This window comes from Streptomyces sp. PKU-EA00015, from assembly GCF_013387495.1.
Classification (GTDB): domain Bacteria; phylum Actinomycetota; class Actinomycetes; order Streptomycetales; family Streptomycetaceae; genus Streptomyces.
In genome coordinates this window covers 55,110-81,171 of the sequence record NZ_JABZEE010000042.1, presented here as the reverse complement: position 1 = coordinate 81,171, position 26,062 = coordinate 55,110, and the positions used below count along the sequence as shown (strand labels likewise).

The 26,062-nt window shown below is 69.3% G+C and carries 15 protein-coding genes; 11 read left to right on the top strand and 4 right to left on the bottom strand.

All coding sequences use genetic code 11. The annotated features are described in order from the left end of the window. Nucleotides 1–3 precede the first annotated feature (3 nt). Together HW130_RS24750 and HW130_RS24745 are read right to left on the bottom strand one after the other, a co-directional pair. Nucleotides 4–2,559, bottom strand: a complete 2,556-nt coding sequence (locus HW130_RS24750; RefSeq protein WP_177151891.1) for a DUF262 domain-containing protein — start codon at nt 2,557–2,559, stop codon at nt 4–6. A gap of 104 nt (nt 2,560–2,663) precedes the next feature. Then, nucleotides 2,664–3,500 carry a hypothetical protein gene (locus HW130_RS24745; RefSeq protein WP_177151890.1) on the bottom strand — a complete coding sequence of 279 codons (837 nt, stop codon included), beginning with the start codon at nt 3,498–3,500 and terminating at the stop codon, nt 2,664–2,666. 622 nt (nt 3,501–4,122) lie between these two features. On the opposite strand from HW130_RS24745, the gene HW130_RS24740 reads away from it, so the two are divergent. Continuing rightward, a complete protein-coding gene (locus HW130_RS24740) occupies nt 4,123–10,107 on the top strand; it encodes an AAA domain-containing protein (RefSeq protein WP_177151889.1) in 5,985 nt (1,994 codons plus the stop codon). Nucleotides 10,108–10,159: 52 nt separating this feature from the next. Here HW130_RS24740 and HW130_RS24735 read toward each other — a convergent pair whose 3' ends face one another. Continuing rightward, the gene (locus HW130_RS24735; protein ID WP_177151888.1) at nt 10,160–12,331 is read right to left on the bottom strand and encodes a DEAD/DEAH box helicase; all 2,172 of its coding nucleotides are present in this window, start codon (nt 12,329–12,331) and stop codon (nt 10,160–10,162) included. 177 nt (nt 12,332–12,508) lie between these two features. Between HW130_RS24735 and drmA the strand changes: the two genes are divergently transcribed. The 4 genes from drmA to HW130_RS24715 all read left to right on the top strand — a co-directional run bounded on the left by drmA (nt 12,509) and on the right by HW130_RS24715 (nt 19,755). Then, a complete protein-coding gene (gene drmA, locus HW130_RS24730) occupies nt 12,509–16,327 on the top strand; it encodes a DISARM system helicase DrmA (protein WP_177151887.1) in 3,819 nt (1,272 codons plus the stop codon). Then, nucleotides 16,324–18,216, top strand: coding sequence for a DUF1998 domain-containing protein (gene drmB / locus HW130_RS24725; protein ID WP_177151886.1), 1,893 nt, complete (start codon nt 16,324–16,326; stop codon nt 18,214–18,216). Before drmA ends, drmB begins: the two co-directional genes overlap by 4 nt. Further along, a complete protein-coding gene (gene drmC, locus HW130_RS24720) occupies nt 18,213–18,977 on the top strand; it encodes a DISARM system phospholipase D-like protein DrmC (RefSeq protein WP_177151885.1) in 765 nt (254 codons plus the stop codon). Before drmB ends, drmC begins: the two co-directional genes overlap by 4 nt. A gap of 328 nt (nt 18,978–19,305) precedes the next feature. After that, entirely contained in the window at nt 19,306–19,755 is a 450-nt protein-coding gene (locus HW130_RS24715) for a DUF6336 family protein (protein WP_256356310.1), read from the top strand. A gap of 52 nt (nt 19,756–19,807) precedes the next feature. On the opposite strand, the gene HW130_RS24710 is transcribed toward HW130_RS24715, so the two are convergent. After that, nucleotides 19,808–20,005 (bottom strand): hypothetical protein, encoded by a 198-nt coding sequence (locus HW130_RS24710; protein WP_177151884.1) that lies wholly within the window; start codon nt 20,003–20,005, stop codon nt 19,808–19,810. Between the two features lie 268 nt (nt 20,006–20,273). Here HW130_RS24710 and HW130_RS24705 point away from each other — a divergent pair, with 268 nt between their 5' ends. The 6 genes from HW130_RS24705 (at nt 20,274) to HW130_RS24680 (ending at nt 26,010) form a co-directional block, all read left to right on the top strand. Next, nucleotides 20,274–20,978: a DUF4190 domain-containing protein gene (locus HW130_RS24705; RefSeq protein ID WP_177151883.1), complete on the top strand. Its 705-nt coding sequence runs from the start codon at nt 20,274–20,276 to the stop codon at nt 20,976–20,978. A gap of 159 nt (nt 20,979–21,137) precedes the next feature. Then, nucleotides 21,138–21,593 carry an ATP-binding protein gene (locus HW130_RS24700; RefSeq protein ID WP_309140558.1) on the top strand — a complete coding sequence of 152 codons (456 nt, stop codon included), beginning with the start codon at nt 21,138–21,140 and terminating at the stop codon, nt 21,591–21,593. A gap of 250 nt (nt 21,594–21,843) precedes the next feature. After that, nucleotides 21,844–22,437 carry an isochorismatase family protein gene (locus HW130_RS24695; protein WP_177151882.1) on the top strand — a complete coding sequence of 198 codons (594 nt, stop codon included), beginning with the start codon at nt 21,844–21,846 and terminating at the stop codon, nt 22,435–22,437. Nucleotides 22,438–23,367: 930 nt separating this feature from the next. Further along, nucleotides 23,368–23,859: a hypothetical protein gene (locus HW130_RS24690; RefSeq protein WP_177151881.1), complete on the top strand. Its 492-nt coding sequence runs from the start codon at nt 23,368–23,370 to the stop codon at nt 23,857–23,859. 167 nt (nt 23,860–24,026) lie between these two features. Further along, nucleotides 24,027–24,530: a RidA family protein gene (locus HW130_RS24685; RefSeq protein WP_177151880.1), complete on the top strand. Its 504-nt coding sequence runs from the start codon at nt 24,027–24,029 to the stop codon at nt 24,528–24,530. Between the two features lie 67 nt (nt 24,531–24,597). Further along, nucleotides 24,598–26,010: an aminotransferase class V-fold PLP-dependent enzyme gene (locus HW130_RS24680; RefSeq protein ID WP_177151879.1), complete on the top strand. Its 1,413-nt coding sequence runs from the start codon at nt 24,598–24,600 to the stop codon at nt 26,008–26,010. The last annotated feature ends 52 nt before the right edge of the window (nt 26,011–26,062 follow it).

Here is a 26,062-nt window from a genome sequence, read left to right as displayed (position 1 = left end):
GCCTCACGCCCTCCGCGCCAGATCCAGCGCTGCCGCGTGGACGAACCAGTCCAGGACCTCGCAGACGGCGTCACCGTGCTCGGTGAACACGCTGAGCGGGAACGACGGGCGCAGCTCCAGCTTCGACTCAGGCAGGTCGATCCCGTCGATCTTGTTGAGGCGGTGCAGGAACTCCAGGCGCTGCTCGGTGGCGTCGAACGGCGCGCGGTCCTTGAGGTACTGGAAGACGACTTCGACAGTCCCGCTGACCGGGTAGATCGCGAACGGCCACAGCAGGTGGGGCCGGTGGCTCGTGTCGGCGTCCAGCATCGGGAAGCAGCTCGTCTCCTCATGCCGCCCGTAGTTGAGGTAGCCGCCCTGCCCGCGCCAGAAGTCCAGCAGCGCCAGGACCCCCGACGCCGCCTGAGGACTGTGCTCCTGCAACTGGCCGCGGAACCGTGCGGCGGCCTCGGCGTTCTCGTCGTCCGGGAGCGGATCGTGGGCGGTGGCCTGAGCGACGTCCTTGCCCAGCAACGTGGCCAGCTCGGCGGCCGTCAGGCGCTGCGACCGGTGAGCGCGGCTCGAAGGGTCGAAGCGGACTCCTTCGCGCTCCAGCAGCTCCTGCGGAGGCCGACGGTCGCTGCCCTCCGGCCATCGGAAGGAGGCCGAGATCTTGCCGTCCGCAGTGAGGACGCGATGGGCGCCGATGACCGAGGGGTTGGAGGCGAGATAGGCGCCGACCGACACCGGGTGGCTGCCGATCAGTTCGGCGACGTCGCCGTATGTCGTCCAGGTCCCGCTCGGCATGGCGACCAGCGCGGTCCGCAACTCCGCCCATCCCGGCCACTCCTCGCTCGCGGCCGGCTTCACGCCACCCACCGGACCCGGCCACAGAGCCTTGGCACGCTCCGACAGCCGGTCCGCGCGGTCCATGATCTCGGCTCTGCCCCAGCGCTCGGAGGAGGCGATCTCCAGGTTCATCCGCAGGGCGCTGGACTCGAGGATCTCCTGCTTGCGCTGGAATGGGTGGTTGGAGAGCTTCGAATTGTCACCGGTCAGGGTCAGGTTGCCGAGCGTGTGCACCAGCAGGTCATGGAGCTCCTGCGGAGACTGGCCGTCCTCGGTCTCGTCGGCCAGCAGATCGAACCACGCCTGGGCGGGCCGTTGGGGGAGTACGTGCTCCACGCTGAGCGACGCCCTTTCGAAGTCGACCGGCTCCGTAGGGCGGTAGCTCTCCTCCAGACGGCGCAGGATGAAACTCCGTTGCGGCGGACGGCCGCTCCAGTAGAACGGCTTGCTGCGGATCGCGGAGTGCAGTTCCTCGTCACTCGGCCAGCGGCGCCGCCGGCCCGACAGGAACCGCTGGACGGCTTCGGCGGCCGTGCGGTCCGTCTCCAGCTCCTTCGGGGCCTCCATGAAGATCCGGTTGAGGCCGGTGGTGGGAGTCTGGCAGATCAAGCGCCTCACCAGATACGACTCGACATGGCCCAGAGCCTCCGCCGCGTCCTCCGCGGTGGTGCGGCCCGCGTCGACCAGGTCCAACAAGTGCAGCGCCAAGGGGTGGTGGGTCTGGCCGCCCCAGGCGGCCAGTCGCTCCAGCGCTGCCCGCAGAGCCGCGGAGGGCTCGCGGTGGGGCTCGAGAATGCGCAGGAAGCGCTGTCCCCGCTCGGCGAGCTGTGCGATCTGGCCCTGCAGGGCCTCCTCGTCGCCGGCGAGCGGCTGGAGCCGCTTCTGCTGCTCGCGATAGATCTCACTCTGCTTCGTCTTGTGGTGACCTCGTACGATCAGGTCCAGCCAGACCAGGTGTTCGAGGTTCCTGGGGCCAAGACTCTGCTGCATGGGGAGCCACAGCTGCCGGTACACCAGCTCGCCCCGCGTGGGCAGGAGCATGAACACGTAGTTGCGCAGCAGGTCGCTCTGACTGAGACCGACACCGGTGTTGTTGATCGACTCGAAGATTCGGTAGACGTTGTCGCCGGACTCGGCGGTGATCTCCACGATGGAGAGCAGGTCCTTGAGGACGGTTTCGACTGTCTCAATCCACTGTTCGGACTGGCTCGTCTCCTGGGCCTCTGAGAGCACGCCACGGAAAAACCTGTACGCCGAGCCGATGTTGCCGCTTCCGCTTGCCTGCGGGGTCGATTCGACGCAGGCCGTGTATGCCTCCCGGTCGGCCTGGGTCGGCAGCAGTCGGTAGTGGTCGAGGTTCTTCTGATGGAACTCGTTGACGAGGATCTGCCGGTGCACCCGGTCCGTGCCCAGCTCGTCGCCCTGTTCCCTGAGATGGTCACGGAGCGCGGCGAACGCCAGCATCAGCGTGGTCAGACGCTGTTGACCGTCGACGACGAGCCACTTCTGGACGCCACCGGCCTGCAGCTGTCCTGGTGCGAGCACGACAGAGCCCAGGAAATGAGGTGCGGAAAGCTCGCCGGAGAGGTGCTGGTCGACAAGTTCGCACACGTCCTCCCACAGGCGTTGCAACTGCTCCCTGCCCCAGCTGTAAGTCCGTTGGTAGAGCGGCACTTGGAACTGCTTCTCGCCCTGGATGAGCTTGAGGAAGGTGATCTCCTGCGCGCGCATGCGCATCCTTTCCGCGTCGGCCTGCCGACCCGTGGGCCGACCAATATGTGAACCCTGTCAATGCCGCGTGCCGCTCGCCACCGATTCTCCGGTTTCGTCGTGTATCAGGCGACGTCGAACTTCGCAGCCGCGGGCTGATGGGAGATCTGCGGCATCCTCTCGTTCGGTGAGCGGCGCAGGAGCTTCATGCTGCGGCCCTCGAGCCAGGCGTTCCAGGACTTGAGGTAGTAGAGCAGGTGCTCGCGTGAGTCGTCGCGGCGACGGTGGGTCTTGCCGGCGGCGAGGCTCAGCATGGTGTTGCGCAGGGTCAGGCGGGGGTCGCCCGGCTCCAGCCATGCGCCCGTGACCACGCCGTCCTGCCACGCCGACTGGTCCACGTCGGGGCGTTCCCCCGACGTCACGTACCAGCCGATCGTGGCCGCTGTGACGGTGATACGGCAGCCGCGGTTGAGGGCGATGCCGTGGTGGAGGGCGTCACGGAGGCCCCGGTGTTTCTCCAGCAAGGTCAGAAGCTGGTCGTTGCTGGTCACCGACGACCCGCCGCTCCAGGAGGAGTCGGGCGAGTGCAGGTAGAGGTGCAGGCCGCGCAGGGCCGCTGCCAGGTGTGTGGCGTTGGCCTCGCCGGCGAGTGCGAGGGCGTCGCGGCCGGTGCGCTTGCGACCTGTGTCCATGACCGTGAAGGCCATACGCGGCACGCCGTGTGTGACTGTCAACGGCACCGCGACGCCTGCCTTGACGATGGCGGCCAGGCGATGCTGTCCGTCGATGAGTACGTCGTCCTCGTCGAACGCGATTCCTTGGTGCGTGAGTTGCCACTCGCCGCGCAGGATCTGGGCGGCCAGTTGCTGAACGGTGTTCTTGCTCAGTGGTCGATTGTTGGTGTTGCGCGTGAGCCACGTGGTGGCCAACTCGGGTGTGACGTCGAGAACTTCCATGTGCATGGGCCTTGTTCCGTCTTTCGTCCTCGAGGCGGAGGCCTGAAGGGCAGGCCGTGTGGAGACAGCGTGCATGATAGTTGTGAACTGAGTCAATGAATATCTGCTACGGTTTACACGTCTCTTGGGTCGGCCCCCTCGCTGAGTGCGCCCTCGCGTGCGTCAAGGGAGGGTCGATGGCCGCCGGTGCCGGCCGAAACGTGAAGAAGACCGCTGGGAATGACGCTGACGGTGGCAAGGGGGCCAAGGTCGGGTGTGGCTGTCTCGCGGGCCCTGTGGCTCTGGGTCTTTGGCGGTGCGCGCCTGAACGTGCCCAAAGCCTCCGATCGCGCGCCGGAAGCGCCGTGGCGGACGGGAGGAGCCGGGCCGCGAAGGAAACGGCTCGGGCGATGACGGCAGCGTCTGCTATGCGAACTGTGCGGCCGTCAGGGCCGTCGGCGCGGCGCCGATCCGGCGTGTTGACGAGAGGGTTCCGCAGCACGGGGCTCCTGGTACGCTCCATGGCGTGTGCTGAGTTCACATGGGGTGGGGCGGTGTCGGGGGCGCCTGCTGCACTGATGCTCCGGGTGGCCGGGGCGCGATCACAAGCAGGCCAGCTTCTTGGCCCTCAGTAGCAGTGGAGTGGCGTGTGAGCCAGGGCGAGAACGTGCTGAGCGACGGCATCCTGCCGATCGGCTCCGTTCATCACTACGACGACGGGCTGCACGTCCGCGTCGACGACATCGTGCCGTACGAGCTGGTGGACCCCGACGACTCCTACGGTGTCCGGCCGGGCGACGACGTGATCCGGTGCACGTTGTTCCTGAGCAACGGCACGGGGCAGCCCATCGACGTCGACGGCATCGGTCTGCTGGTCCGCTGCGGGCCGTACGGCAAGACGGGCCGCCAAGTGCAGGACTACCAGAGCGACGTGCTCGACGGCGAACTCGACGGGACGCTGCGCACAGGACGGCGGCTGTCGGCCACCTGGGCGTACAGCATCCCAGCAGGCACCGCCGGCGACATGGACATCGAGGTGCGGTTCAGGAGCGGGCACGAACGAGAGAGTGTCACGTTCACCAACGCCAAGGCTGCCGCGCCCGCCGATGCTCGCGTGCCGGACGCCAGGACCGCGCCGGCCGTGCCCGGCGTCCCCCGTGCCGCGGCCGTGCCGGACCAGGCCGTGTTGTTCGGTGACGAGCAGCGGTTCCTGTTCACGGACCCCGAGCCGGACCCCGCCGACGCCGACTACCTGCTCGCTCCGGCGTACACCGCTCCCGTGGCCCCGCCTCGCGACACGCAGGCGGGCGACACCGACGCCGCGCGTGTCCGCCAGATCTTCCGCTTCCTCGCCGAGGCCGAGGCGTCGAGGACGCGCCCCGTGCGCACCCTGGACGGGGCTGCCGGGACCGTGTGGTTCGAGGAACTCCCCGCCGGACCCGGTGTCGCCGTCATGCTTGACGGGGCGCTCGCGACCGACGACCCGGCGTGGCTCACCGTCGCCCGCCCCGAGCGTCAGGACGCGCCGCAGCGGAAGCCGCTGCTGGCGCCCTGGGTGGACGAGACCCGTATCCGTGACTTCAAGCAGGCCCGCGCCCCGCACCTGCGGCGCCGGATCGAGCCTGAATTCCCCGACTGGTCGGCGGGTATTCCGCTGGAGAAGACGTACCACGAACTCGACGAGCACCCGAAGCGCGAGAAGATCGAGAAGCTGTACGCGGCCTGGGAGCAGGAGTGGCTCGCATGGGCCGAGCGCCGGCGCTCCATCGACCCGCTCGTGCGGCTGTACGACCGGCTCCACAAGATGCACGAGGACGCCGCCAACCTCGGCGAGGCCTACGAACTCGTCCTCGGCTTCGGCCGGCTGACCTGGCAGACCACCGCCGGACAGCGCGTCGAACGCCACCTCGTCACCCACCGGGCCACCATCCAGCTCGATCCCTCCACCGGCATGCTCACCGCCGCCCCGGACCCGACCGGCGTCGGCATGGAACTCGAGGAAGGCATGCTGGAAGCCGTCCAGCATGTGCCCGGACCGGTGCGCGAGGAGATCGTCGCGGTTCTGGAGAACGCGTCCGACGCCACCGACCCCGAACACCTCGACGCCCTGCACACCGCCCTGCGCAGCTGGGTCAACGCGGCGCACAGCGCGGGCGGTTACGTGCCGGACATTGAGCGTGCCAAGCCGCGCAGCCTGGACGTGCCGCACGTCGGCTTCACCCCGGCGCTCGTGCTGCGCGAGCGCAACCGGCGCTCCACCCTCGACGCCCTCAGAGCAATCGCCCGCCAGATCGAGGCGGGCACACCCCCCACCGAACTGCTCGGCTACATCGCGGGCCGGGACGGTGCGCTGACCGCCGCCGACCTGGCGGAGGCCGAGGACGGCGACATGGAGCCCGCTGCGGGCGAGATGTACTTCGCCCTCCCCGCCAACGAGGAACAGCGCACCATCGCCGAGCGCCTGCGTTCCAACCGGCTGGTCGTCGTCCAGGGGCCGCCCGGCACCGGCAAGACGCACACCATTGCCAACCTGGTCACCGACCTGCTCGCCCAGGGCAAGCGCGTCCTCATCACCAGCCACACGCCCCGTGCCCTGCGCGTGCTGCGGGACAAGCTGCCCGAGTCCGTGCGTGACCTGTGCGTCAGCCGTACCGAGGACGGCACCGCGGCGCAGCGTGAACTGGAAGCATCGGTCCAGAAGATCCTCAGCGAGTACTCGGGCTATGACCCGCAGGCGTCCGAGCGCGCGATCCGCAGTCTGCAGGCACGGCTGAGCGCCGCCCGGTCCGCGCAGCAGGCCATGCTCAGAGACCTCGCCCTGCTGCGTGAGCAGGAGACGCACCGGTTCGAGGCGGAGATCGGCGACTACAGCGGAAGCCTCCAGGACATCGCCGAACGGCTCACCGCAGAGGCCCATGCTCACGACTGGCTCGGGCCGGTGCCGCAGGAGCAGCCTGCGCTGAGCACCGAGGACGCCCTGCGGCTGCTGCGCACCACCCGCGCCTTCACTCCGCACCACCGGGCGCTCGCCGCCGAGGTGCCCGGGCCGTCCGAGCTGCCGGGGCCCGGCGCGTTCGAGGAGGCCGTCGAGATCGTGCGCTCCGCCGAGGAGGCGCACACGGCGGTGCGGCAGGACCCGTTGAGCCAGGAGTACGACGCCTCAGTGCGCGGACTCTCCGAGGCCGAACAGCAGCGGCTGTCGACAAGCCTCGACGCCTATGCCGCCGCCCGCGGCCGTGCCGCCTCGCTCGTCGCAGCGTCCGGCGAGTGGGCTGTCGCACTGTTGCGCGAGGTGGCCGCCGGCCAGGACTGGCAGGCCCGCAGCAGACACGCCGCGGTGAACGAGGCCCTTGCCGCCGTCGACGGCTCACTCGCGACGCTGCGCAACGCCATGGTCAGCGGCATCGAGCAGTACGACCCGGCCACCGCCCTTGGTCAGGCGACGGCCCTGCACGACGGGCTCCGCGAGGGCCAGAAGCTGCGCGGACCGCTCGGCATCCGCTCCAAGCTCGCCAAGACCGTCGGGCCTTTCGTCGAGGCCGTACGCGTCGACGGCCGTGCACCCGAGGACACGGACACTGCGGCCGTCGTCCTCGCCCGCGTACAGCTCGAACTGCGCCTTGCGCAGGTCGAGTCGGAGTGGGGCACTCCTGCCGCGCCCTGGCTGGGGCACGGTCCGCGCCTCGCCCGACTGCGGCAGGAGGCGGAGGCACTCGAAGCGGTCCTCGCCGTCGGTGCCGCACGGACCGACGTGCTGACGGCCGCCGCCACCTCCGCACAGCTCACGTCCGCCGTCTGGCACGACGCGGCAGTCGAGAGCGCCGTCCGTGCTCTGCTGCGCGCGGCGACCACCCTGCGCGCCGCGGAGCAGTCGCGCCGGGTCATCACCGACACGGAGGAGTTGCTGCGCACCTGGAGCGACCGGCCGGAAGTCTCGCCCGCGGTGGCACGAGCACTCGACGCGGTCCGCCAACGGAACAGCGAAGGCTACCGCGAGTTCAGTCAGGAGATCGCCGAGGTCCGGGAGGCGGCCCGGCTGCGAGCCGAGCACCATCAGGCTCTCGCCCGGGTACATGAAGCGTTCCCCTCGCTCGCCGAAAGGATCACCGAGAACCCCGGGGACCGCGTGTGGGACGAACGGCTCCCCGCGCTGACCGCCGCATGGGCCTGGTCCGCCTGGCGTGAGCGCATGGAGCGGCTCACCGACCCGGAGGCCGAGCGCACCCTGCGCCGCAAGCTCACCGAGGCCGACGACGAGGCGCGCATCATGCTCGCCAGACTCGCCGCCGCACGCGCCTGGCACCGCTGCCTCGGACTGCTCACCGGCGACCAGTCCCGTGCGCTGAGCGCCTACCAGCAGGCTGCACGCCGCATCAAAGGCAAGTACCAGCACCGCTACCGGCGTGACGCCCAGGCCGCGCTGAGCAAGGCACAGACGGCCGTACCCGCCTGGATCATGCCGCTGCACCAAGTGGCGGAAACGGTCCCCATGGACCGGCCCGGCATGTTCGACGTCGTCATCGTCGACGAGGCCAGCCAGTCCGGACTGGAGGCCATGCTGCTGAGCTGGCTCGCCGACCGCATGGTCGTCGTCGGCGACAGCAAGCAGGTCAGCCCCTCCAACGTCGGCCTCAAGCAGGACGAGTACTTCCACCTCCGCGACCGGCTCCTCACCGGACTCGAGGCGGACGTCCGCAGCCTCTTCGGGCCCGACTCCAGCTTCTTCGACCTGACAGAGGCGCTGTCCGCGGGCCGCGGCACGCTCATGCTCAAGGAGCACTTCCGGTGCATGCCGGAGATCATCTCGTTCTCCAACGAACTCTGTTACAACCGCCGTCTGCAGCCCCTGCGTCAGTACGGCGCCGACCGCCTGCCGCCGGTGCGCACCGTGTACGTGGAGAACGGCGAGGCCCTGGGTGCCAACTCCCGCTTGGCCAACGTCGCGGAGGCAGAGGCACTCGTCGCCGAGGTGGTGCGCTGCTGCGAAGACCCCGCCTACGACGGCAGGACCATGGGGGTGATCAGCCTGCGTGGCAGCAAGGCGCACCTGGCGGAGCTGGAGAACCTGCTGGCAGAGCGCCTCGACTACGAGCAGCGTGAGGCACGGCGCATCCGCGTCGGTGATGCGGAGGACTTCCAGGGCGACGAGCGCCACGTCATGTTCGTCTCATGCGTCAACTCACCCACCACCGCCGCCGGGACGGTGCCGGGCGGTTTCAACGGCAAGACGTACGAACAGCGCCTCAACGTTGCCGCCTCCCGCGCCCAGGACCAGCTGTGGGTGTTCCACAGCGCCCGCACCGAACAGTTCCACGAGAACGACCTGCGCCGGCAGTGGCTCGACCACCTGACCCGCCCCGCGGAGGAGGAGACCCTTGCTGTCGAGGGAGCAGTGCTGCCGGACGTGCGGCACGAGGCCTTCGACAGCCTCTTCCAGCAGAAGGTCTACCTGGAACTGACGGCACGCGGCTACCGGGTGCGGCCCGGCTATCGGGTCGGCCGGCACGCGATCGACCTGGTCGTCGAGGGCGGTACGCGGCGCCTCGCCGTGGCATGCGACGGCGACGCGTTCGCCGAAGGCGACGACGCGTCCACGGCCGCTGCCCGTCAGCGGGATCTGGAGCGCGTCGACTGGACGTTCGTCCGCATCCGCGGCAGCCGCTTCCACCTGGACCGTGATCAGGCGCTCACGCCGCTGTGGGCGGAGCTGGAGCGGCTGGGCATCGAGCCGGTCAAGGAGGACGACGAGGAAGAGGCGGCCGAGGAGGTCGCGACCGACCGGCAGTGGGCAGGCGCAAGTGGACCGGAGGACACCTACCGCTTTACCGAAACTGCCGGGCCGGACAAGGAGTTCGGGGTCGCCGTAGCCGGGCCGAACGAGCACTCCGAGACCCAGCGGTCCACGGGCGAGCAGCCCGGCTCACTGCGGCCCGCAGGAGAGTCCGCCTCGGCCGAACCGGTGGACCGGACCCCGGTGCCTCCGGTCTCGGGCGAGCCCGCTGCAGCCCTGTTCCCCGCCGAACCGGCAGCGGCGGGTCCGGTGCCGGCCGATCGGACGCCCACCGCGCAGCTACCCGCGCATCGGCAGGCTGCCCGGCCCCCGAAGGCGCCGACCGTGCGACAGGCGTCCTCCGTCGGCACCGGAGAGCGGCCGTCCGAGCCCCGCCCTGCGGCCGGGCGCTTCCCCATCCAGTCGATTCCGGCTGCTGCCTTCCGGCGCCTGCTGGGGGAGATGCAACAACTGCAGGCAGCCATCGATGCGCCCGACGAGACACCGGACGGCATCGACGCCGCCAACCTGGTGTTCCTGCGCAAGACACAGGCCGATCAGCGTGATCGCCGTACCAAGCGGCTGGCGTTCCTGCGAGGATTCCTCGACACGGTCGCCGTCGACGGCTCCGGAGCGCCGCAAACGGTCGTACCCGGCGCCCTGCTGGTGCTCGAGTTCGACGGCCAATTGGACGAGGAGACGCTTTACACGGTCGCCGAACTGCCCACCGACGGCGCGGACATCGTTTCACCGTCGTCGCCGCTCGGGCATGCCCTGATGTGGCAGCGAGCAGGGCGTGAGGTGTCGTACAACGCCTCCGCGGACAAAGCGCACAAGGTGGTGGTCCGTGAGATCCGGGCCTGAGAGGCCGACCCGTACCGGCCGCCGCGCCCCGGGCGACGGCCGGTAGAAGGTCTCAGTCGGCCACCGGGTCCAGCATCGGACTGCGCTGCCCGCTCCACGAGACGGCCAGCGCGTCGCGGGCCCGGGTGCACGCCACGAACAGCAGGCAGTGCTCGGCCAGCAGATCCTGCTCGTGCTGGAGCGGGTCCACCTCGGCAGGCGTCACCTGGTGGGCGAACGGCAGCACACTGGACGTCACGCCGACGACGGCCACGCAGCGGAACTCCAGCCCCTTCATGGCGTGCATCGTGCCCACTCGCACGCCCGAGACCCCGGGGCCGGGATCGTCCTTGACCGCGACCGCGGCGATGCCCTCCCTGCGCAGTCGGACGATCACCGCGTCGACCAGCGTGTTGAAACGCGCGCACACCGCGACCTCGGAGGGCTTGACACCGTCCTGGTCGATCCAGACCCTGATCTGCACCACCAGCGCCCGGAGTTCCTCGTCCTGGCTGCCGTACCCCCGCGCCGACGGGACACGGCCGTGGAGCTCGGAGCGGTAGCCCCGCAGCGAGTCCCGGCCGCCGTCGTCATCGTCGTCCTCGCCGAGGCGGCCGACCGGGCGGCCGTCCAGCAGCGAGGCCGACCAGCGCAGAATCTCGTCCGTGCTGCGGTAGTTGATCCGCAACCGCGACGTTCGCCCCCGGACATGGACACCGAGAGAGCGCAGCGAGACCCGCGAGTCGTAGATGCGCTGATGAGGGTCACCGACGAGGAAGATGTCGTCCGACTGCGGTGCCGCACAGGCCCGGAGCACCCGCCACTGGGCCGGGTGCAGGTCCTGCGCCTCGTCGACGACCACATGCCGGTAGCGCGGGCCACTCGCCCGCAGCAGCTCCGCCGCCTGGTCGCACAACTGCGTGTACGTCGCCGAGTCACGCGAAGCCAGGTCCGCCGTGAACCGCTCCATCACCCGCCACAGCCGCGCTCGCTGCACCCGGCCCACCTGTGTGCCGCGCCCGCGCCGTACACAGCGCAGATACTCCTCCGGCGTCCGCAGCCCCTGAGCCAGGACGACGTTGCGGTACTCCTGGGCCAGGAACTGTTCGGTCCACGGCAGGTCCTCTCGGGCCGTGGCCCTCGTCCAGGCGCTGCGCTCGGCCGCCGCCGACAGCGGCTTGTGCATCCGGCCACGGGACTCGCGTACGACACGGGCCGCGAGCGAGTCCACCGTCGTGACGTCCACCCGCTCCAGCAGATGGGCGTCCGCATCACCGAGGAGCAGGGACAGGCTGTCGCGCAGCGCCGCCCCCATGGCGTTGGTGAAGGTGGTCAGCAGTATGCGCTCGCCGTCGCGGCCGGTGCGCAGGAGATGACGCACCCGGTGCAGGGCGACCACCGTCTTGCCGGTGCCGGGGCCACCGGTGACCTGTGCGGAGCCGTTGAAGCCCGGGTGGTAGGCGTACCGCCGCTGGGCCGGGTGCAGGAAGATGCGCCAGCGCATGAGGTCCTCGGCGAGGATGCGCTCCAACTCGCCGGGGCCGGTGACCTCGACGATCCGGTTCGGGGTGTTGAGGATCGCCTCGGACAGCGTCACGACGGGACGCTCCTCGGCGGTGCGCACCGTCTGGCCGCGTGGTGCGATCACCTGCTCCCACACATCGTCCGCCGACCACCCGTCGGCCAAGTACTCCAGCACCTCGTACTGGTCGGCCGGCATTATAGGAGGCGTCATCACGCCCAAGTCCTCGGCGGTGACGCAGACGCGCGCCAGGCGCAGCACCTGATCGTCGATGCCGAGATTGCGGAGCACGGTGTCGGAGTGCTTGTCGAAGAGGCGGGTGGGAGTCGTGTCCGCCTTCGTCTCGAAATACGTCTCCATCTGCTCGAGAGCCTCGACGTTGCGCACCTCCAGGGCGCCGGTGGCGCCGTTGACGGAGTAGGCGCGCTTCACCGCCCAGCTGATCGCGTCGTCGTGCGGCGCTACCCGCAGCAGCGTGAACAGGTCGCTGCCGTCGTCAGGTGCCAGAAGTACGCCCCGGTAGAACTTGGTGACGCGTATGGTGCGGATGCGGGGGTCGCGCGCCCGCTCGAGCTTCTCCAGATGTATTCCCTTGCTGGCATGAAGTTGGGGGACGGTCATGCTCCGGAACATCTGAATCGCGTCGTTGACCTCCTTCTGCACAGGTCTCTGCAGGGAGATCAGATCCGCGACGAAGTCGTCGGAAAGGGCGAGTCGGGGCATGGGCGTCCTCGGGTCGCGCGGTCGACGGTGGTCAGGACCAGAGTAGAGAGTCCGGGCGCCGGACGACGAGAGTCCCTCCTTTCCTTGTGTGAACTGAGTCAACGGTCTATATTGCTCCTGCGGTTGTAGGCCCACTGCTTCCGCGCCCCGGTTCCGTCGTCCGAAAGGACCCACCGCATGCCGGCCCAGCCCGACCAGGCCGCCGTCCCGCATCCGCTCGACGAAGTCCCACAGACGTTCAAGGCCGGAGACTCCTACGCGGTGCGCGACGGACTCGTCACGTACATCCGGCGCGACCTTCTCGGACCGTGGGACGGTGAGAGCGAGACGCTCTCCACTGCCTCTTCCGGTCCCCGGGACCGGTATCTCGTCGGCATGCTGGGCCCTCGGCCCGGCGCGGTGACGGCGGACAGGATTGCGTTGGCCGCGGCGCAGAGCGCGGACGGCGACTCGGGGGACGAGACCGAACGCGACGACAACGAGCAGCAGGACCGGCTCACACCGCAGGCGGCCGGCCACATCTGGGCCTCGACCATGGGCATGTCGTTCACCGTTCCGGCATCCGTCGGCACTCTCAGCGTTACCGCGAGGTGGGGCCGCTACAGGCAGTCGGAGGAAGCCACCGACCGGGGCACCACCCGTCGGGTCTGGTTGCGCGAGCCCGTCGAGCACCTGAAGGACATCGACGTCACCGGCGCCGCCGACCGGACCGTCCCCCTCGAGGAGGACGCCGTCGTTCTCGACGTGCAGGTGCGGCGTCATGTCGGCCGGGCGGGCGAGGACCTCCGCATCGTCGAGCTCACCCTGGTGAACCGGCAGGACGACAGCAGGGATGCGCGAGACGCCCACTGGCTCTTCCAGACCAGTCTCGAGGTCACTGCCTTCCCCGACGACCAGGCAGCCGTCTTCTTCCCCGTCGACGACCCCCTCGACCAGGCGAACCGGGGAAACGCTCCGGAGGACGCCGAAGACCGTCGTCTGCGGCTCCTGTACCGGGACAGCCTCAGTCACGCGAAGGGACGCAACGTCGCCGTGCACGCCGAGGTGCGCGAAGGGGAGCGCAACGCCCACCGGCTCACCACAACCTGGCTCCCCGAGTACGACGTCCGCGCCACCACCGCACCCAGCGTCGGGGAGCAGGACCTGCTGGGGGGACTCGAGTTGGGCATGGACGAGCTCGCGGCCCTCGCCGTGCCCGCCCGACGTGACGAACTCAGCACCGCGCTCGCCCCCCTCGCCGACGGCTACGGGATCTGGCTCGAACGGCAGCGTCGCAGCGCACAGTCACTCCCGGACGATCTGAGGGAGTCGGCGCTCGTCGCCATCGACCAGGCCGTCGAGATCTGCGACCGCATCACCCTCGGCATCGACACACTCGTCGCCGACAACAACGCTCTCGAAGCCTTCCGGTTCGCCAACCGGGCCATGGCCCTCCAGCGTCGCAACACCGCCATCGCCGCCGCCCGCGCCGGCCGGGAGGACGAGCGGGAGTCGTACCGGGAGGCGTACGACGCGGTCCGCGCCAAGGGGAAGGAGGCCGCCAGCTGGCGGCCCTTCCAGCTCGCCTTCGTGCTCCTCAACCTCGCCTCCCTCACCTACCCGGGGCACCCGCACCGCGGCACCGGCCGCGAGGCACTCGTCGACCTGCTGTTCTTCCCTACCGGCGGTGGCAAAACGGAGGCCTACCTCGGCCTCGCCGCTTACACCTTCGCGCTGCGCCGACTTCAGGGCACCATCGGCTCGGGCACGGACGCGCGCAGCGGCGAGGCGGGTGTCGGCGTCCTCATGCGCTACACCCTGCGCCTGCTGACCGCCCAGCAGTTCCAGCGCGCCGCGGCACTGGTCAGCGCCTGCGAAGTGCTGCGCCGTGAGGAGTTCGCGCGGGACGTGCGCTGGGGCGCCACGCCGTTCCGCATCGGACTGTGGGTGGGCACCTCCGTCTCGCCGAACTGGTTCGACGAGGCGAAGGAACAGATCGCGGACGCCAAGGAGAACGCCAGCGACAAACACGCCCGCGTGCTCCAGGTCCTCACCTGCCCCTGGTGCGGCACCGGCCTGACCGCCCGCAACCACATGGAGTACGACGAAGGCCGCCGCCGTGTCGTGCTGTACTGCCCACGGGGCGAGGGGGAGGACCGGTGCCCCTTCTCGCGGCTCGACGCCCCGGGCGAAGGCATTCCCGTCCTCACCGTCGACGAGGAGATCTACCGCCTCGCCCCCTCGCTGCTGATCGCCACCGTCGACAAGTTCGCCCAGCTTCCGTGGAACGGGTACGCGGGCCTGCTGTTCGGCCGGGTCACCGAGCTCTGCCCGCGCCACGGCTACCGCCACGACGACCTGGACGCCAAGACCGGCTGCGGCAGCCGCCATCACGCCAAGGGCCCACTGCCCGGCGTCACCGCGCAGCCCGTCACCCGGCTGCGCCCGCCGGACCTGATCATCCAGGACGAGCTGCATTTGATCTCCGGCGCGCTCGGCACCACGGTCGGTCTCTTCGAGTCCGCCATCGACCAGCTGTGCACATGGGGGGTGCGCGACGCCGACGGACGCCGCCACGAGGCCGGGCCGAAGATCGTCGCCTCGACGGCCACCACCAAGCGCGCCGCGGACCAGGTCCTCGGCGTCTTCGGCCGCAAGGTCGCCGTCTTCCCGCCGCAGGTGCTCGACGTCGGCGACACGTTCTTCTCCCGGCAGGTCGAACTCAGCCGCGAGAACCCGGGCCGCCGATACCTTGGCGTCTGCGCCCACGGCACCCGCCTCAAGGCCGCCGAGATCCGGGTGGCGGAGATCCTCCTGCTCGCCGGCCAGCAGCTCTTCGACGACTACGGCAAGCCCGCTGACCCGTACATGACGCTCGTCGGCTACTTCAACGCGACCCGCGAACTCGCGGGCATGCGCCGCTACATGGACGACGACATCACCACCCGCGTCCGTTCCAACGGCAGCCGCAAGGGACAGGACACCCTGTCCGACCGCATCATCAGCAGGACCGGGATGCTCAGCATCCAGGAACTGACGTCCCGCATCTCCTCCTCGGACATCGGCGCGGCACTCAAGCGCCTGGAGACCGGTTTCGATCCCGAGCGTGACACATCCGCGAGGCGGCACGCGTTTCTCCGCGAGTACGCGGCGGCCCACAAGGAGAAGCGCGAGCCCCGCGCTTCGATGACCCCCTTCATGCGCCAGGCCGTCGACGTCGTTCTCGCCACCTCCATGCTCCAGGTCGGCGTCGACGTCTCCCGCTTCGGACTCATGCTCGTCGTGGGGCAGCCCAAGAACACCGCCGAGTACATCCAGGCGTCGTCCCGCGTCGGCCGGGACGCGAAGCGACCCGGCCTCGTCGTCACCCTCTACAACTGGGCGCGGCCGCGCGACCTCGCCCACTACGAGGACTTCGAGCACTACCACGCCACCTTCTACCGGCAAGTCGAAGCGCTGTCGGTCACCCCCTTCACCCGCCGAGCCCTCGACCGCGGCGTCGCCGCCACCTATGTCGCAGCGCTGCGCCATGCCGCGTACGACACCTCGCGGAACCTCGACGCCCACGACGTCGATCTGGACGGCCCACTAGCGGCGGAGGTGGAACGGCGACTCCTCGAACGGGCAGAACGGGTGGGCCGGGAGCGTGCCCGTCAGTACCTCGGCGAACGCCTGGACCGGCTCAAGGACGAGTGGCGCCGCAAGCGCGACGAAAGCAGCGCCGCCCTCGGATACCGCAAGGAGAAGCGCAAGAACACCGTCGTCAGCGGTCTCCTGCGCCGTGCCGACGGCTCGCAGTGGACCGATCTGACCGTCGGTATGTCCATGCGCGAGACCGAGAACGAGATCAACCTGCTCCTGCCGGGCGGCGGAGCATTCCTCGACGAGCCCGCGGGCAGCGGCCCCGACTGGAACTTCGGCGCCTCGGACACGGACACCGATCCGGACGCCGCGGCCACCGTCGACAGCGACGAGTACGGAACGGCCGCCGGCGGAGCCGGGAAGGGACAGCGATGAGCGCCCACACCAACCGCAGGGTCGGCGCCGTCCGCCCAAGCCACCTCATGTACACCGCCGGCATCGGCTCACTCGTCGACCTGCCCAACTTCTCGGTGCTCGTCCGGGGGATCGACTCCTGGAGCTACTCCGGTGTCACGGACTACGACATCGACGAACCGCGGCTGAGGGCCGCCGTCAACCGGACCCTTCAGAGGTACGGCCGAGGCGAGATCGAGCAGTTGCGGGCCGCCCCATGGCTGGAGGGCGCGGACTCAGACCCCAAGGGCTGGGCGGCGCAAGGGATCGGCGTGCCCGTGACGCCGTTCCCCCAGTGGCTGCGGTGCACGGCGTGCAACGTTCTCGCCGCCGTGGACTCGGGCGAATTCGCCTACGTCAACCTCAACCCTCGCACGCCGCACGAGGCCAAGTTCGTCCACGACTGCAAGCGCGGCAAGCCCCTCGCGGTCGCGGCCCGCTTCACTCTCGTCTGCACCGACGGACACCTCGACGAATTCCCGTACACGTCCTACGTCCATCACGGCCAGACCTGTGGCAAGACGCCCCGCCCCAAGCTGCGGATGAAGGACCACGGAGGCAATCAGGCGGCCAACGTCACCATCGAATGCGTCGCGTGCGGCACGAAGCGCAACATCCGTGAGGCGATGGGCGACCGGGGCCGGCGCAACCTGCCGAGCTGCCGGGGACGGCACCCCCACCTCGGTATCTTCGAGGCCCGCGGTTGCGACAAAGACGCAGTCCTGATGGTCGCCGGCGCGTCCAACCAGTGGTTCCCGCTGACCCTCAGCGCACTCGCGCTGCCCAAGGGTCAGAGCGGGGACATCGACAAACTGCTGGACGACCACTGGCCGGAGCTGAAGGGCATCGAATCCCGCGAGAACCTCACGTTCCTTGCCGCCATTCCCGCGTTCGGCTACCTCAAAGACTTCGACGCGGACGCCGTGGTGGCCGCCGTCGCGGCCCGCAAGGCCGGGGCCGACGGCCCTGCCCCGTCCGCACCCGACGTCCAGGACTGGCTGTTCGGACCCGAATGGGACGCGCTCTCGGGACCGGTCCCGCCGCCCAGCGACGACTTCACGCTCCGCCCGGTCACCGTACCGGCGCCGCTCGGCGAACTCTTCTCCGACGTCAGGCAGGTCGAACGACTCCGTGAGGCACGGGCGCTGATCGGTTTCACCCGCCTCGACGCTCCCGACCCCGAGTCGCCGGAGATCGCGACCCGCGTCGACCTCTCCCGCGGCACCCAGAACTGGGTGCCGGCCAGCGAGGTACGAGGCGAGGGCATCTTCCTGCGTGTACGTGACGACCTGATGGCCGACTGGACCATGAGGATGGAGAAGTCGCCGGAGATGGCGGCCCATCAGGAGGCGTTCGCCCGATTCCGCACCAACCGCAAGTCGGACCGGAAGACGAGCGACTTCGATCCCCTGCACGGGTGGCCCGGCGCACGCTACATCGCCCTGCACACGCTGTCCCACCTGCTGATCCGGACCATCGCCCTCGAATGCGGCTACAGCTCCGCGTCACTCGCCGAACGGATCTACGCGGGCAACGACGAGAACCCGAAGAGCGGCATTCTCATCTACACCGCGGTGCCCGACTCCGAAGGAACCCTCGGCGGCCTCGTCTCACTGGCGGAGGAGCGGGATCTCGGCCGTATCGTCCGCCGCGCCCTCGGCGACGCCTCCCACTGCTCGGCCGACCCGCTGTGCTCCGAGCGACTGCCGCACGACCCGGCCGACTATCTGCACGGAGCTGCTTGTCACATCTGCCTGTTCGTCTCAGAGACGACGTGCGAACGGGGCAATCGCTTCCTCGACCGTCGGTTTCTGGTGCCTATCACTGGCACCAAGGAACAAGTGCTCACTCCAGTAGGTCTGCTGCCATGAGCAGGCGACGGTTCGAGGCCGCGGCCGAAACGGTGGTCGCGGTCCTCGGCCCCTCCCGCACGAAGGACCTCGCCGGCCTGCTGGCGATCGGGCACAGCCGCGAACGGGCACTGACCGAACTGTCGACTCCCGGCTTCCGTGAGGCAGTTGAGCAGCTCTACAAGGCTGTGGCGGCCGACGGTGTTCGTCCTGAGGAAGCCGCCGCCTATTTGCGCGGCTACGTCGCAGCGACGCTGCATACACGGGATGCGGTGCAGGTACGTACTGTGTGGAGTGGGCCGGCCACACCTGCGGTGCCCGTTCGGGCAACAGCGCAGGTACTGGCCGAGGTGATACACGAGTCACGTCACGAACTACTCGCCATGACCTATGCGGCCCGTCCCTATCCAACGCTGACCCGTGCGCTGACAGAGGCGACTGCCCGCGGTGTCGTCGTGCACGTGATCGTGGAGACCTTGGCGGGGGCGGCCGGGTTGCTCGCCGGAGACGAACCAGCCAAGGCGTTCGCATCCGTCGATGGGGTGCGCCTGTGGCACTGGGCGCGCGATCCGGCTTCGCGTGAGCGGTCGCGCCAGCATGCAAAGCTCGCGGTCGCCGACCGCCGTGTGCTGTTCCTCAGTAGCGCCAATCTCACCGAGTCGGCTGCGAAGAGGAATATGGAGGCGGGGGTGTTGATACGTGGGGGAGATGCACCACTGCGGGCGGCCGAGCACATCATGGCACTTCAAAGCCAGGGAGTTCTGCGCCGTTTGCGGCCATGACGAGGTCCGGGCGGAATTCAGTTCCGTAATCGGTCACCAGGATGGGCGATCACTGCTGTATGGGCATCGCCGCCGGAGTCGGACTTCACCGCGGCCGTAACCACACCACCGCAGGCGGCCGTGGGCAGGGGGAGTATTGCGGTGGCCGAGGCGACAGGACAACGGGGCACCTCCCCACCAGAGGCGGTCTGCCCGCGAAGCAGCGGGCGACCTGGGAACGACTCCAACCGGAGGGTCCGACACAGGGCTCCCCCCTGGGACGACAGTGAAGACGTACGCGACCAGGGCCCCCGCATCGCCCTGCGAACGCGCCGGGTAGCGTGCCCGCATGACGCGCACCCTGCGGCCCGGACCGGAGCCCGCTCCCGCACCGACGACCGACGAGGACGGCGTACGACTGCCGCGACTGCGCTTCAAGGACGTTGTCGTACGCGGAGCCGTGCAAGGGATCGCCGCCGTGGTCCTGCTGGCCGTCGTGTCACTGTTCGTCGCCGACCACCACGACCGCGAGACGTTCCTGGCCGTTGTGGCGGGGTTCTCGATGGTCGGCTCCGGGGTGTGCATCGTGTTCGGCGGCTTCTTCTGGGCCGTCTGCGGGGGCGACGTCAGACGGTGGCGCGACTGGCGCACCATCACCGGCCAGACGGAAGCCGTCACGGTCATGGGCCCGGCACTCTTCCGTCTCGGCGTGCTCGCGCTTGTGCTCTTCCCCGGCGCGTTCGGCCTCTACGAGGTGGTCGACAACGCGCCGTACGACAGCTTCCTGTACGGGGCCTGAGCCGGGCCGGCCTGGCGTCGCTCGCGACCCCGGCGCCCCTGAGCGCGTCAATTCAACCGACACGCCCGCCTCCACGAGGAACGGACTCGGCTGCCCCGTCCACGAGACGTACAAGCGGCCGTCGGGCCACCGCACCCGGCGGCTCGGTCACGACACGGCCGGCGAAGGCGTCCACCGTCGTGATGCCCCCGCGGTCCAGCAGACGCGGGTCGTCCACCATGGAGTCGAGACCGGAGCGGAGCGAGATCACGAGGGCGTCCGTGTTGCCCAGCGCCTGCCGATACCAACCGTAACGATAGGCTGTGCGCCGAACATGTCAGCTAATTGACGATGTTTTCATGTCATGCTTTGCTTTCTGGGCTTGCGATGGGGTGGGGGTTCCTCGTCGTCTGGTCAGAGGGTGGGGGCTCGTGCATGCGCGGCTGGTCAACGGCCAGGTCGTGTACACGTCAACTACCTGTAGATCGACCCGGCTGTGCGCCGGGGTTCATACATCACATCCCGTGGGGGGATCTTCCATGTCTTACGTTCAGCCGACCGGACCAGTTGTCGACGGCGGTCAGCCGGCCAGGAGCAACGGCCTGGCCACGGCCGGCCTGGTGCTCGGCATCATCGCGGTGATCTTCAGCTTCATCCCTCTGGTCAACGTGATCGTGTGGCCGCTCGCGATCCTCGGCCTCATCTTCGGTGCCATCGGTCTGGCCAAGTCCGGGAGGGTCGGAAAGGGCAAGGGAGCGTCGATCACCGCCCTGGTCACCTCGCTCGTCTCGGTGGTGATGTTCTTCGTCATGAACGCCGTGTTCGTGTCCGCGGTCGACGAGGCCGTCAAGGAGACGCAGAACGAGCTCGACAAGTCGTACGACTCGGCGAAGGTTGACGACGACGGTAGCGCCAAGACCGGCAAGGGCACGGATGAGAACCCGGTCCTGAAGGACTTCCGCCTCTCCAAGTGCGACGTCACCACCTCGGAATGGGGCGGCAAGGAGCTCGCGCTGCACATCGACTACACCAACAACGGTGACCGCCGGTACTCGTACTTCCTCGAGGGCGAGGTCCTCGCCGACGGCAAGAAGATCAGCGACTTCCTGTCGACCGCGGAGAACCTGGCCCCCGGCCAGACCTTCAAGGACGAGGATGCGGGCGTCCTGGTGTCCTCCGACAAGCTCGAGGGTGCGAAGAAGCTCGAATGCAAGGTCATCGAGGCCAACCGCCACGACTTCTGAGCTGCTCCACCGCCGGGCGGAAGATACCGGCGAACCAGTAGTTCGGCGTCACCGCAGCCACCGTGCGGGGCGGCTGCGGTGACGCCCTTGGTGCGGATTCAGGCAGGGTGTGCTCAGCGTTGCTGGTCAGTGCGGTTGCGTGTCGCCACGCTGAATGGCGTGAAGAGCGAATCCGTACAGACCTTTGTGCCCCAACAACCAGTCACGTCCTTACGGCAGTTCAGTCAACTGCTCAGCGCTACACGGCGCGGGGCCCGCCTCGCCCGGCTGCTCACCATGGAGCAGATCGTGGAGTGGGGATGGCCGCGCGACAGCGAGCGCGCGGAAGCCGCAGAGGTCGTCGTCGCCGAACTCGCCACGAACGCGGTCGTGCACGGGCGTCTGGCCGGCCGTGGCTTCCGCCTGGGCCTGATGCTGCTTCCCGACGCCCGCTTGCGGATCGAGGTCACCGACCCGCGGGGTGACCTGCTCCCTGCCGCATCCCCCGTCGCCGACGAGGGCGGGCGCGGGTTGGTGATCGTGGATGCACTGACCGACGGCTGGGGTGTGCTGCCGTATCCGCCGTCCGGAAAGACGGTCTGGGCGGAAGTCGCCCTTGTCCGTCGAAGGGCGTGACCGCAGCCGGGAGCGTCGCCGCCCTCCTGGATCCGTCGCGACCGGCCTCGAATTCAGGTCAAGCCCCGGGAGAGCCCCTGCCGAGTGATGTGGGGACGGTTCGCCCCGCGCGACACGAAGACGGCGCCGCTGCTGCGACCCGGTGCTGTCGGAGCCCGTGGACGGCGCCGGTCAGGGTGTTCCACGGAAACTCATATTCAGAGACCCAAACCGGGTGGAGGCGCGTGATGGCGACAGTCATGATGACGCCATGAGCACTCACCTGCAGCCCGTAGAGGCCCTCATCGTGGTGGACGTTCAGTCGGCGTTCGTCTCCGGCAGCGGCGCCGTACCCGACGCCGTCCGCCTCGTGGACCGGACGACCGACCTGATCGCGCGGGCGCGAAGGAGCGGGGCGCTCGTCATCCACCTCCAGAACGACGGTCCCGCCGGGGCGGACGACGAGCCGCACACGCCCGGCTGGGCGCTCCATCACGCCGTCGAGTCCGGGCCCACTGAGGCCGTCGTCCGCAAACCTGAGGACGACGGCTTCCAAGGAACCGTTCTGGAGCGCCTGTTGACCGATGCCGGCGTGAAGTCGCTTGCCATCTGTGGTGTGATGTCCGAGATGTGCGTACAGGCCACGGCTCGTACGGCGCTGGCGCTCGGGTACCGCGTCGTCCTGCCGCACGACGCGCATGCCACGCAGGACATCCCGGCGGCCCCGGGCATCAGCGAACGGATTCCCGCGGCCGTGGTCTCGCGGGTGGCCGAATGGGCTCTCGGAAGTGACGTCGAGATCACCCCGCACGCCTCGGATGTGGTGTTCCAGGCGGTGCCGGCATCGCCCGTGTCCGCACCCTGAACCCCACTGCCTACGCGAGGGTGGACGCCCTTGAGGTGTACCTACAGTGGGGCGGAGTACCGTGACCCGCAAGGTGCTCCGGTGCAGGCGCCGCGCCGGCGTGAGGGTGAGTGGTGGACGGGCCGGGGGGCATCGCAGTGTTCAACGCAAAGATCGTGAAGACCTACCCGCCGAAGGGTGGAATGCAGCTCTTCCGGCTCGAGTCGGTGACCTCTTTTCTCTGCTCCCACTGCGAGCAGCGCAAGACGGCGAAGCTTGTCGCGACGGACCCCGGCGACCCTGGTCGGCTGGTGTGCAACGGATGTTACGGGCGTGTCCAGTCCGATACCGGCGGTTCCGGTCGGTCACCGGCGCAGCTGGGCACCGGTATCGGCCTTGGCACCCCGGCTTCCGCGACGGAACCCGCCCCTGTGCCTCGGCAGGACCGGCCGGACCCGCAGGACGAGCGGCCGACTGCCGCGGACGCCCCCCGGCTTGGGATCGAGGAACCGGACGGCGGGGCGCCCTGCGACGTCACCCACACCAGCAAAGCGGTGGAGTGGAAACTCGTCGTGCGCGCGGAGCACATCGCGGGGAGGACGTTGCCTGTACCGGAGGAGACGGCCAGAAGGCTTCCGCGGCACGCGCTGCACATCAGCTTCTGGCGGGGCGGCAAGTTCAGCCGAAACCTCTGGGCGCCACACGACGTGAAGCCCGACATTCAGGGCGACCCTCCGATACTCGTGGGCTTCGACTGGCCGCGTTTCGTTCTGCCCGGCACCCGTGTGTCGGTGCGGTGGGACCTCTGGACCAATATCCGTGTCCTTCTCACGCCGCTGAGCAAGCCCCAGGTGATCGACGGCTGCTACGTCCGCTTCGAGTACGACCCAAGGATCATGACGCGCGATCTCGCGGCCGTGGGCGCAAGGAGTCGACCATGTCGAGGAGGCGGTGCTGCTCACCCTGCGCGAACTGGGCTACCTGGACGAGAAGGGCAGGGCCTTCCTGCCGGAGAACGCCCTGCTCAGTAACACCGCAGAGCGCAGCAGGCCGAACACACCGGCACGGGGCAGGACAAGCGCGGCCGTTGAGCGCCTGCTGTCCCGGGGCGTGCTCACCAGGGGGCAGGGCAGCCTCGGCGCCGGGGGCTTCCTCCGCCACCCCGCACGCACCGGCGAACCGCTCGTCCCGCTGCTCTGCTACGTCCCCGTGGTGCGTCCCGCCGGGGAGGAAGATCTGGAGGCGAATCCTCTCCATGCCACACATGAGGTGAGTGCACACCGGGTTGCCGGACATCTGATGCGTATCGGCCACCTGGGCAAAGAAGCGAGCGCGGAGGCGAGGGCCGCCTACCGGCAGGACCATGCCGCGGCCGGCCTGGTAGGCCCTCATGAACTGCCGCGTGGCTTCACCTATGTTCGAGAACATCAGCGAGGGCTGTGACACCACCTCCGGGCGGTGTCGATACCCGCGCCGCCCAGGGGATCGGACAACTACGCCAATCCCATGCCCCCGTCCGTAAACCTCCGCCCAGCCTCCCGCAACCAACCAGCATGCAACGCCCCGAACGAGGGCGTGTCCATGTGTCGATGCGTGCGGGAGGACAGCGAATGCAGACCTCGAATACATTCCGGCCGGGGAGCCGCCGACGGGCGCTGGGGGCCCTGGCCGCGGCCGCCGTGCTGGCCGTCGGGATCGGCGGCTCCGCCGCCGTCGCCGAGCAGACATCCCGGCACCGCGTCGTCGCCACCCCCGACGCGCCCGCCGCCATCGGGCCCTACTCGCAGGGGATCTCCGCCGGGAACCTCACCTTCGTCTCCGGGCAGCTGCCCATCGATCCCAGCACCGGGGCCATCCCCGCCGGCGCCTCCGTCGAGGAGCAGACGCGGCAGGTGCTGCGCAACGTCGAGGCCGTGCTCAAGGCCGACGGGATGTCGCTGTCGCACGTGGTGAGCACCACTGTGTACCTCGCAGATCTCGACGACTTCGCCCGCTTCAACGCCGCCTACGCCGAGTTCTTCGGGTCCGCCGCGCCGCCTGCGCGCGCCACCGTCGAGGTCGCCCGCGTGCCGCGGGACGCCAAGGTCGAGATCTCCGCCATCGCCGTCCGTTGAGTCGCCGTCCGCCGAGCAGCGCTCGGTCGCATCGCAGTCCGTCGAGTCACAGCTGAAGGGACATGTCATGTCGAGACACACACGCACCCGCTCCGGGGTCTCCCGGCGCGGCTTCGTCGGATTCCTGGGAGCCGGCGCGGCGAGCGTCGGTATCGGGACGGTCGGCGCCGCCCCGGCCGCGCACGCCGCCGCGCCCGGCGCGACGGCCGCCACGCTCCCGGCCCCGTCGTCCCCCGGCTACTGGCGCGAGGTCGAGCGCCTGTTCATGCTGGACAAGGACATCCTCTTCATGAACGTCGGCACCGTCGGCTCGCCGCCGCGCGAGGTCGTCGAGACCGTGGACCGGGTCCACCGCGAGGTCGCCGCCGGGGCGATATCGGCCTACAGCGACTTCCCCGACGTCCGTGCCGTCGCGGCCCGCGGCTACGGGTGCGATCCCGACGAGCTCGTGATCTCCCACAACACCAGCGACGGCATGTCGAAGATCCTCGCCGGTCTCGCCCTCGAGGAGGGCGACGAGATCCTCACCACCAATCACGAGCACTCCGGCGGCAACGTGCCCATGGCCGTAGCCCGGGACCGCCACGGCGTTGTGATCAAGCGGGTCGCCCTGCCCGTGGGGAACAGGCAACGCGCCGAGGACTACGTCGAGTTGTTCCGGCGGGCCATCACCTCGCGCACCAAGGCGCTCGTGTTCTCCGCCCCCACCTACAAGACCGGCACCATGCTGCCGATCGCCATGCTGGCGAAGCTCGCGCAGGACCACGGACTGATCAGCGTCGTCGACGGTGCGCACATCCCCGGCATGATGGCGTACGACTTCCACGAACTGGGCGTCGACTTCCTCGCCGGGTCGGCGGCGAAGTGGCAGTGCGGGCCCGGCGGTACGGGCATCCTCTACATCCGCAACAAGGTGCTGGCCCGCTACAACCCCAACCCGCTGCCCGAGTTCTGGCCCGTGGTGTCCAGCGGCTACCCCGCCGAAGGCGGAGTGCCGCCCCGTTCCGACGGCCCCACCGAGAGCTACGACATCGCCTCCGACCTCCAGACCGTCGGCAACAGCAGCCTCGCGGTCATGGCCGGCGTGCGCCATGTCTGCGAGGTGTGGGACCGCATCGGGCGGCAGCGCATCCAGGACCATGTGCTCGGCCTGTCGGCGTACCTCAAGGAGCTGATCGTCGAGCGGTGGGGCGTGGACTCCCTGTACTCGCCCAAGGACGACCCCCGTCTGGTGTGCGCTCTCACCTCCTTCGCGCCCTTCCGTGACCCGCGTGACGTCCACGACGGGCAGAAGACCGCGACACTGGTCGCCCGGCTCAAGGACGAGCACGGCATCGTGATCCGCACCAGTGACTTCCCCGTGATCGGCTCGGCCCGGTCCCACCAGGCCGTCCGGGTGTCCACCCACCTGTTCCACCAGAAGGAGGACGTGGAGCGCGTCGTCGACGCCGTGTGGGAGCTGTCGGGCGACATGGGCTGACGCCGCACTGGGAACGGGGCCGCGGAGTTCGCTCCGCGGCCCCGTTCCCCTG

Coding starts and splice junctions, on each gene's coding strand:
- HW130_RS24695 (WP_177151882.1), top strand. CDS start 21,844: ATGAGCACTCACCTGCAGCCCGTAGAGGCCCTCATCGTGGTGGACGTT.
- HW130_RS24745 (WP_177151890.1), bottom strand. CDS start 3,500: ATGCACATGGAAGTTCTCGACGTCACACCCGAGTTGGCCACCACGTGG.
- drmA (WP_177151887.1), top strand. CDS start 12,509: ATGCCGGCCCAGCCCGACCAGGCCGCCGTCCCGCATCCGCTCGACGAA.
- HW130_RS24685 (WP_177151880.1), top strand. CDS start 24,027: ATGCAGACCTCGAATACATTCCGGCCGGGGAGCCGCCGACGGGCGCTG.
- drmC (WP_177151885.1), top strand. CDS start 18,213: ATGAGCAGGCGACGGTTCGAGGCCGCGGCCGAAACGGTGGTCGCGGTC.
- HW130_RS24750 (WP_177151891.1), bottom strand. CDS start 2,559: ATGCGCGCGCAGGAGATCACCTTCCTCAAGCTCATCCAGGGCGAGAAG.
- HW130_RS24705 (WP_177151883.1), top strand. CDS start 20,274: ATGTCTTACGTTCAGCCGACCGGACCAGTTGTCGACGGCGGTCAGCCG.
- HW130_RS24680 (WP_177151879.1), top strand. CDS start 24,598: ATGTCGAGACACACACGCACCCGCTCCGGGGTCTCCCGGCGCGGCTTC.
- HW130_RS24715 (WP_256356310.1), top strand. CDS start 19,306: ATGACGCGCACCCTGCGGCCCGGACCGGAGCCCGCTCCCGCACCGACG.
- HW130_RS24735 (WP_177151888.1), bottom strand. CDS start 12,331: ATGCCCCGACTCGCCCTTTCCGACGACTTCGTCGCGGATCTGATCTCC.
- drmB (WP_177151886.1), top strand. CDS start 16,324: ATGAGCGCCCACACCAACCGCAGGGTCGGCGCCGTCCGCCCAAGCCAC.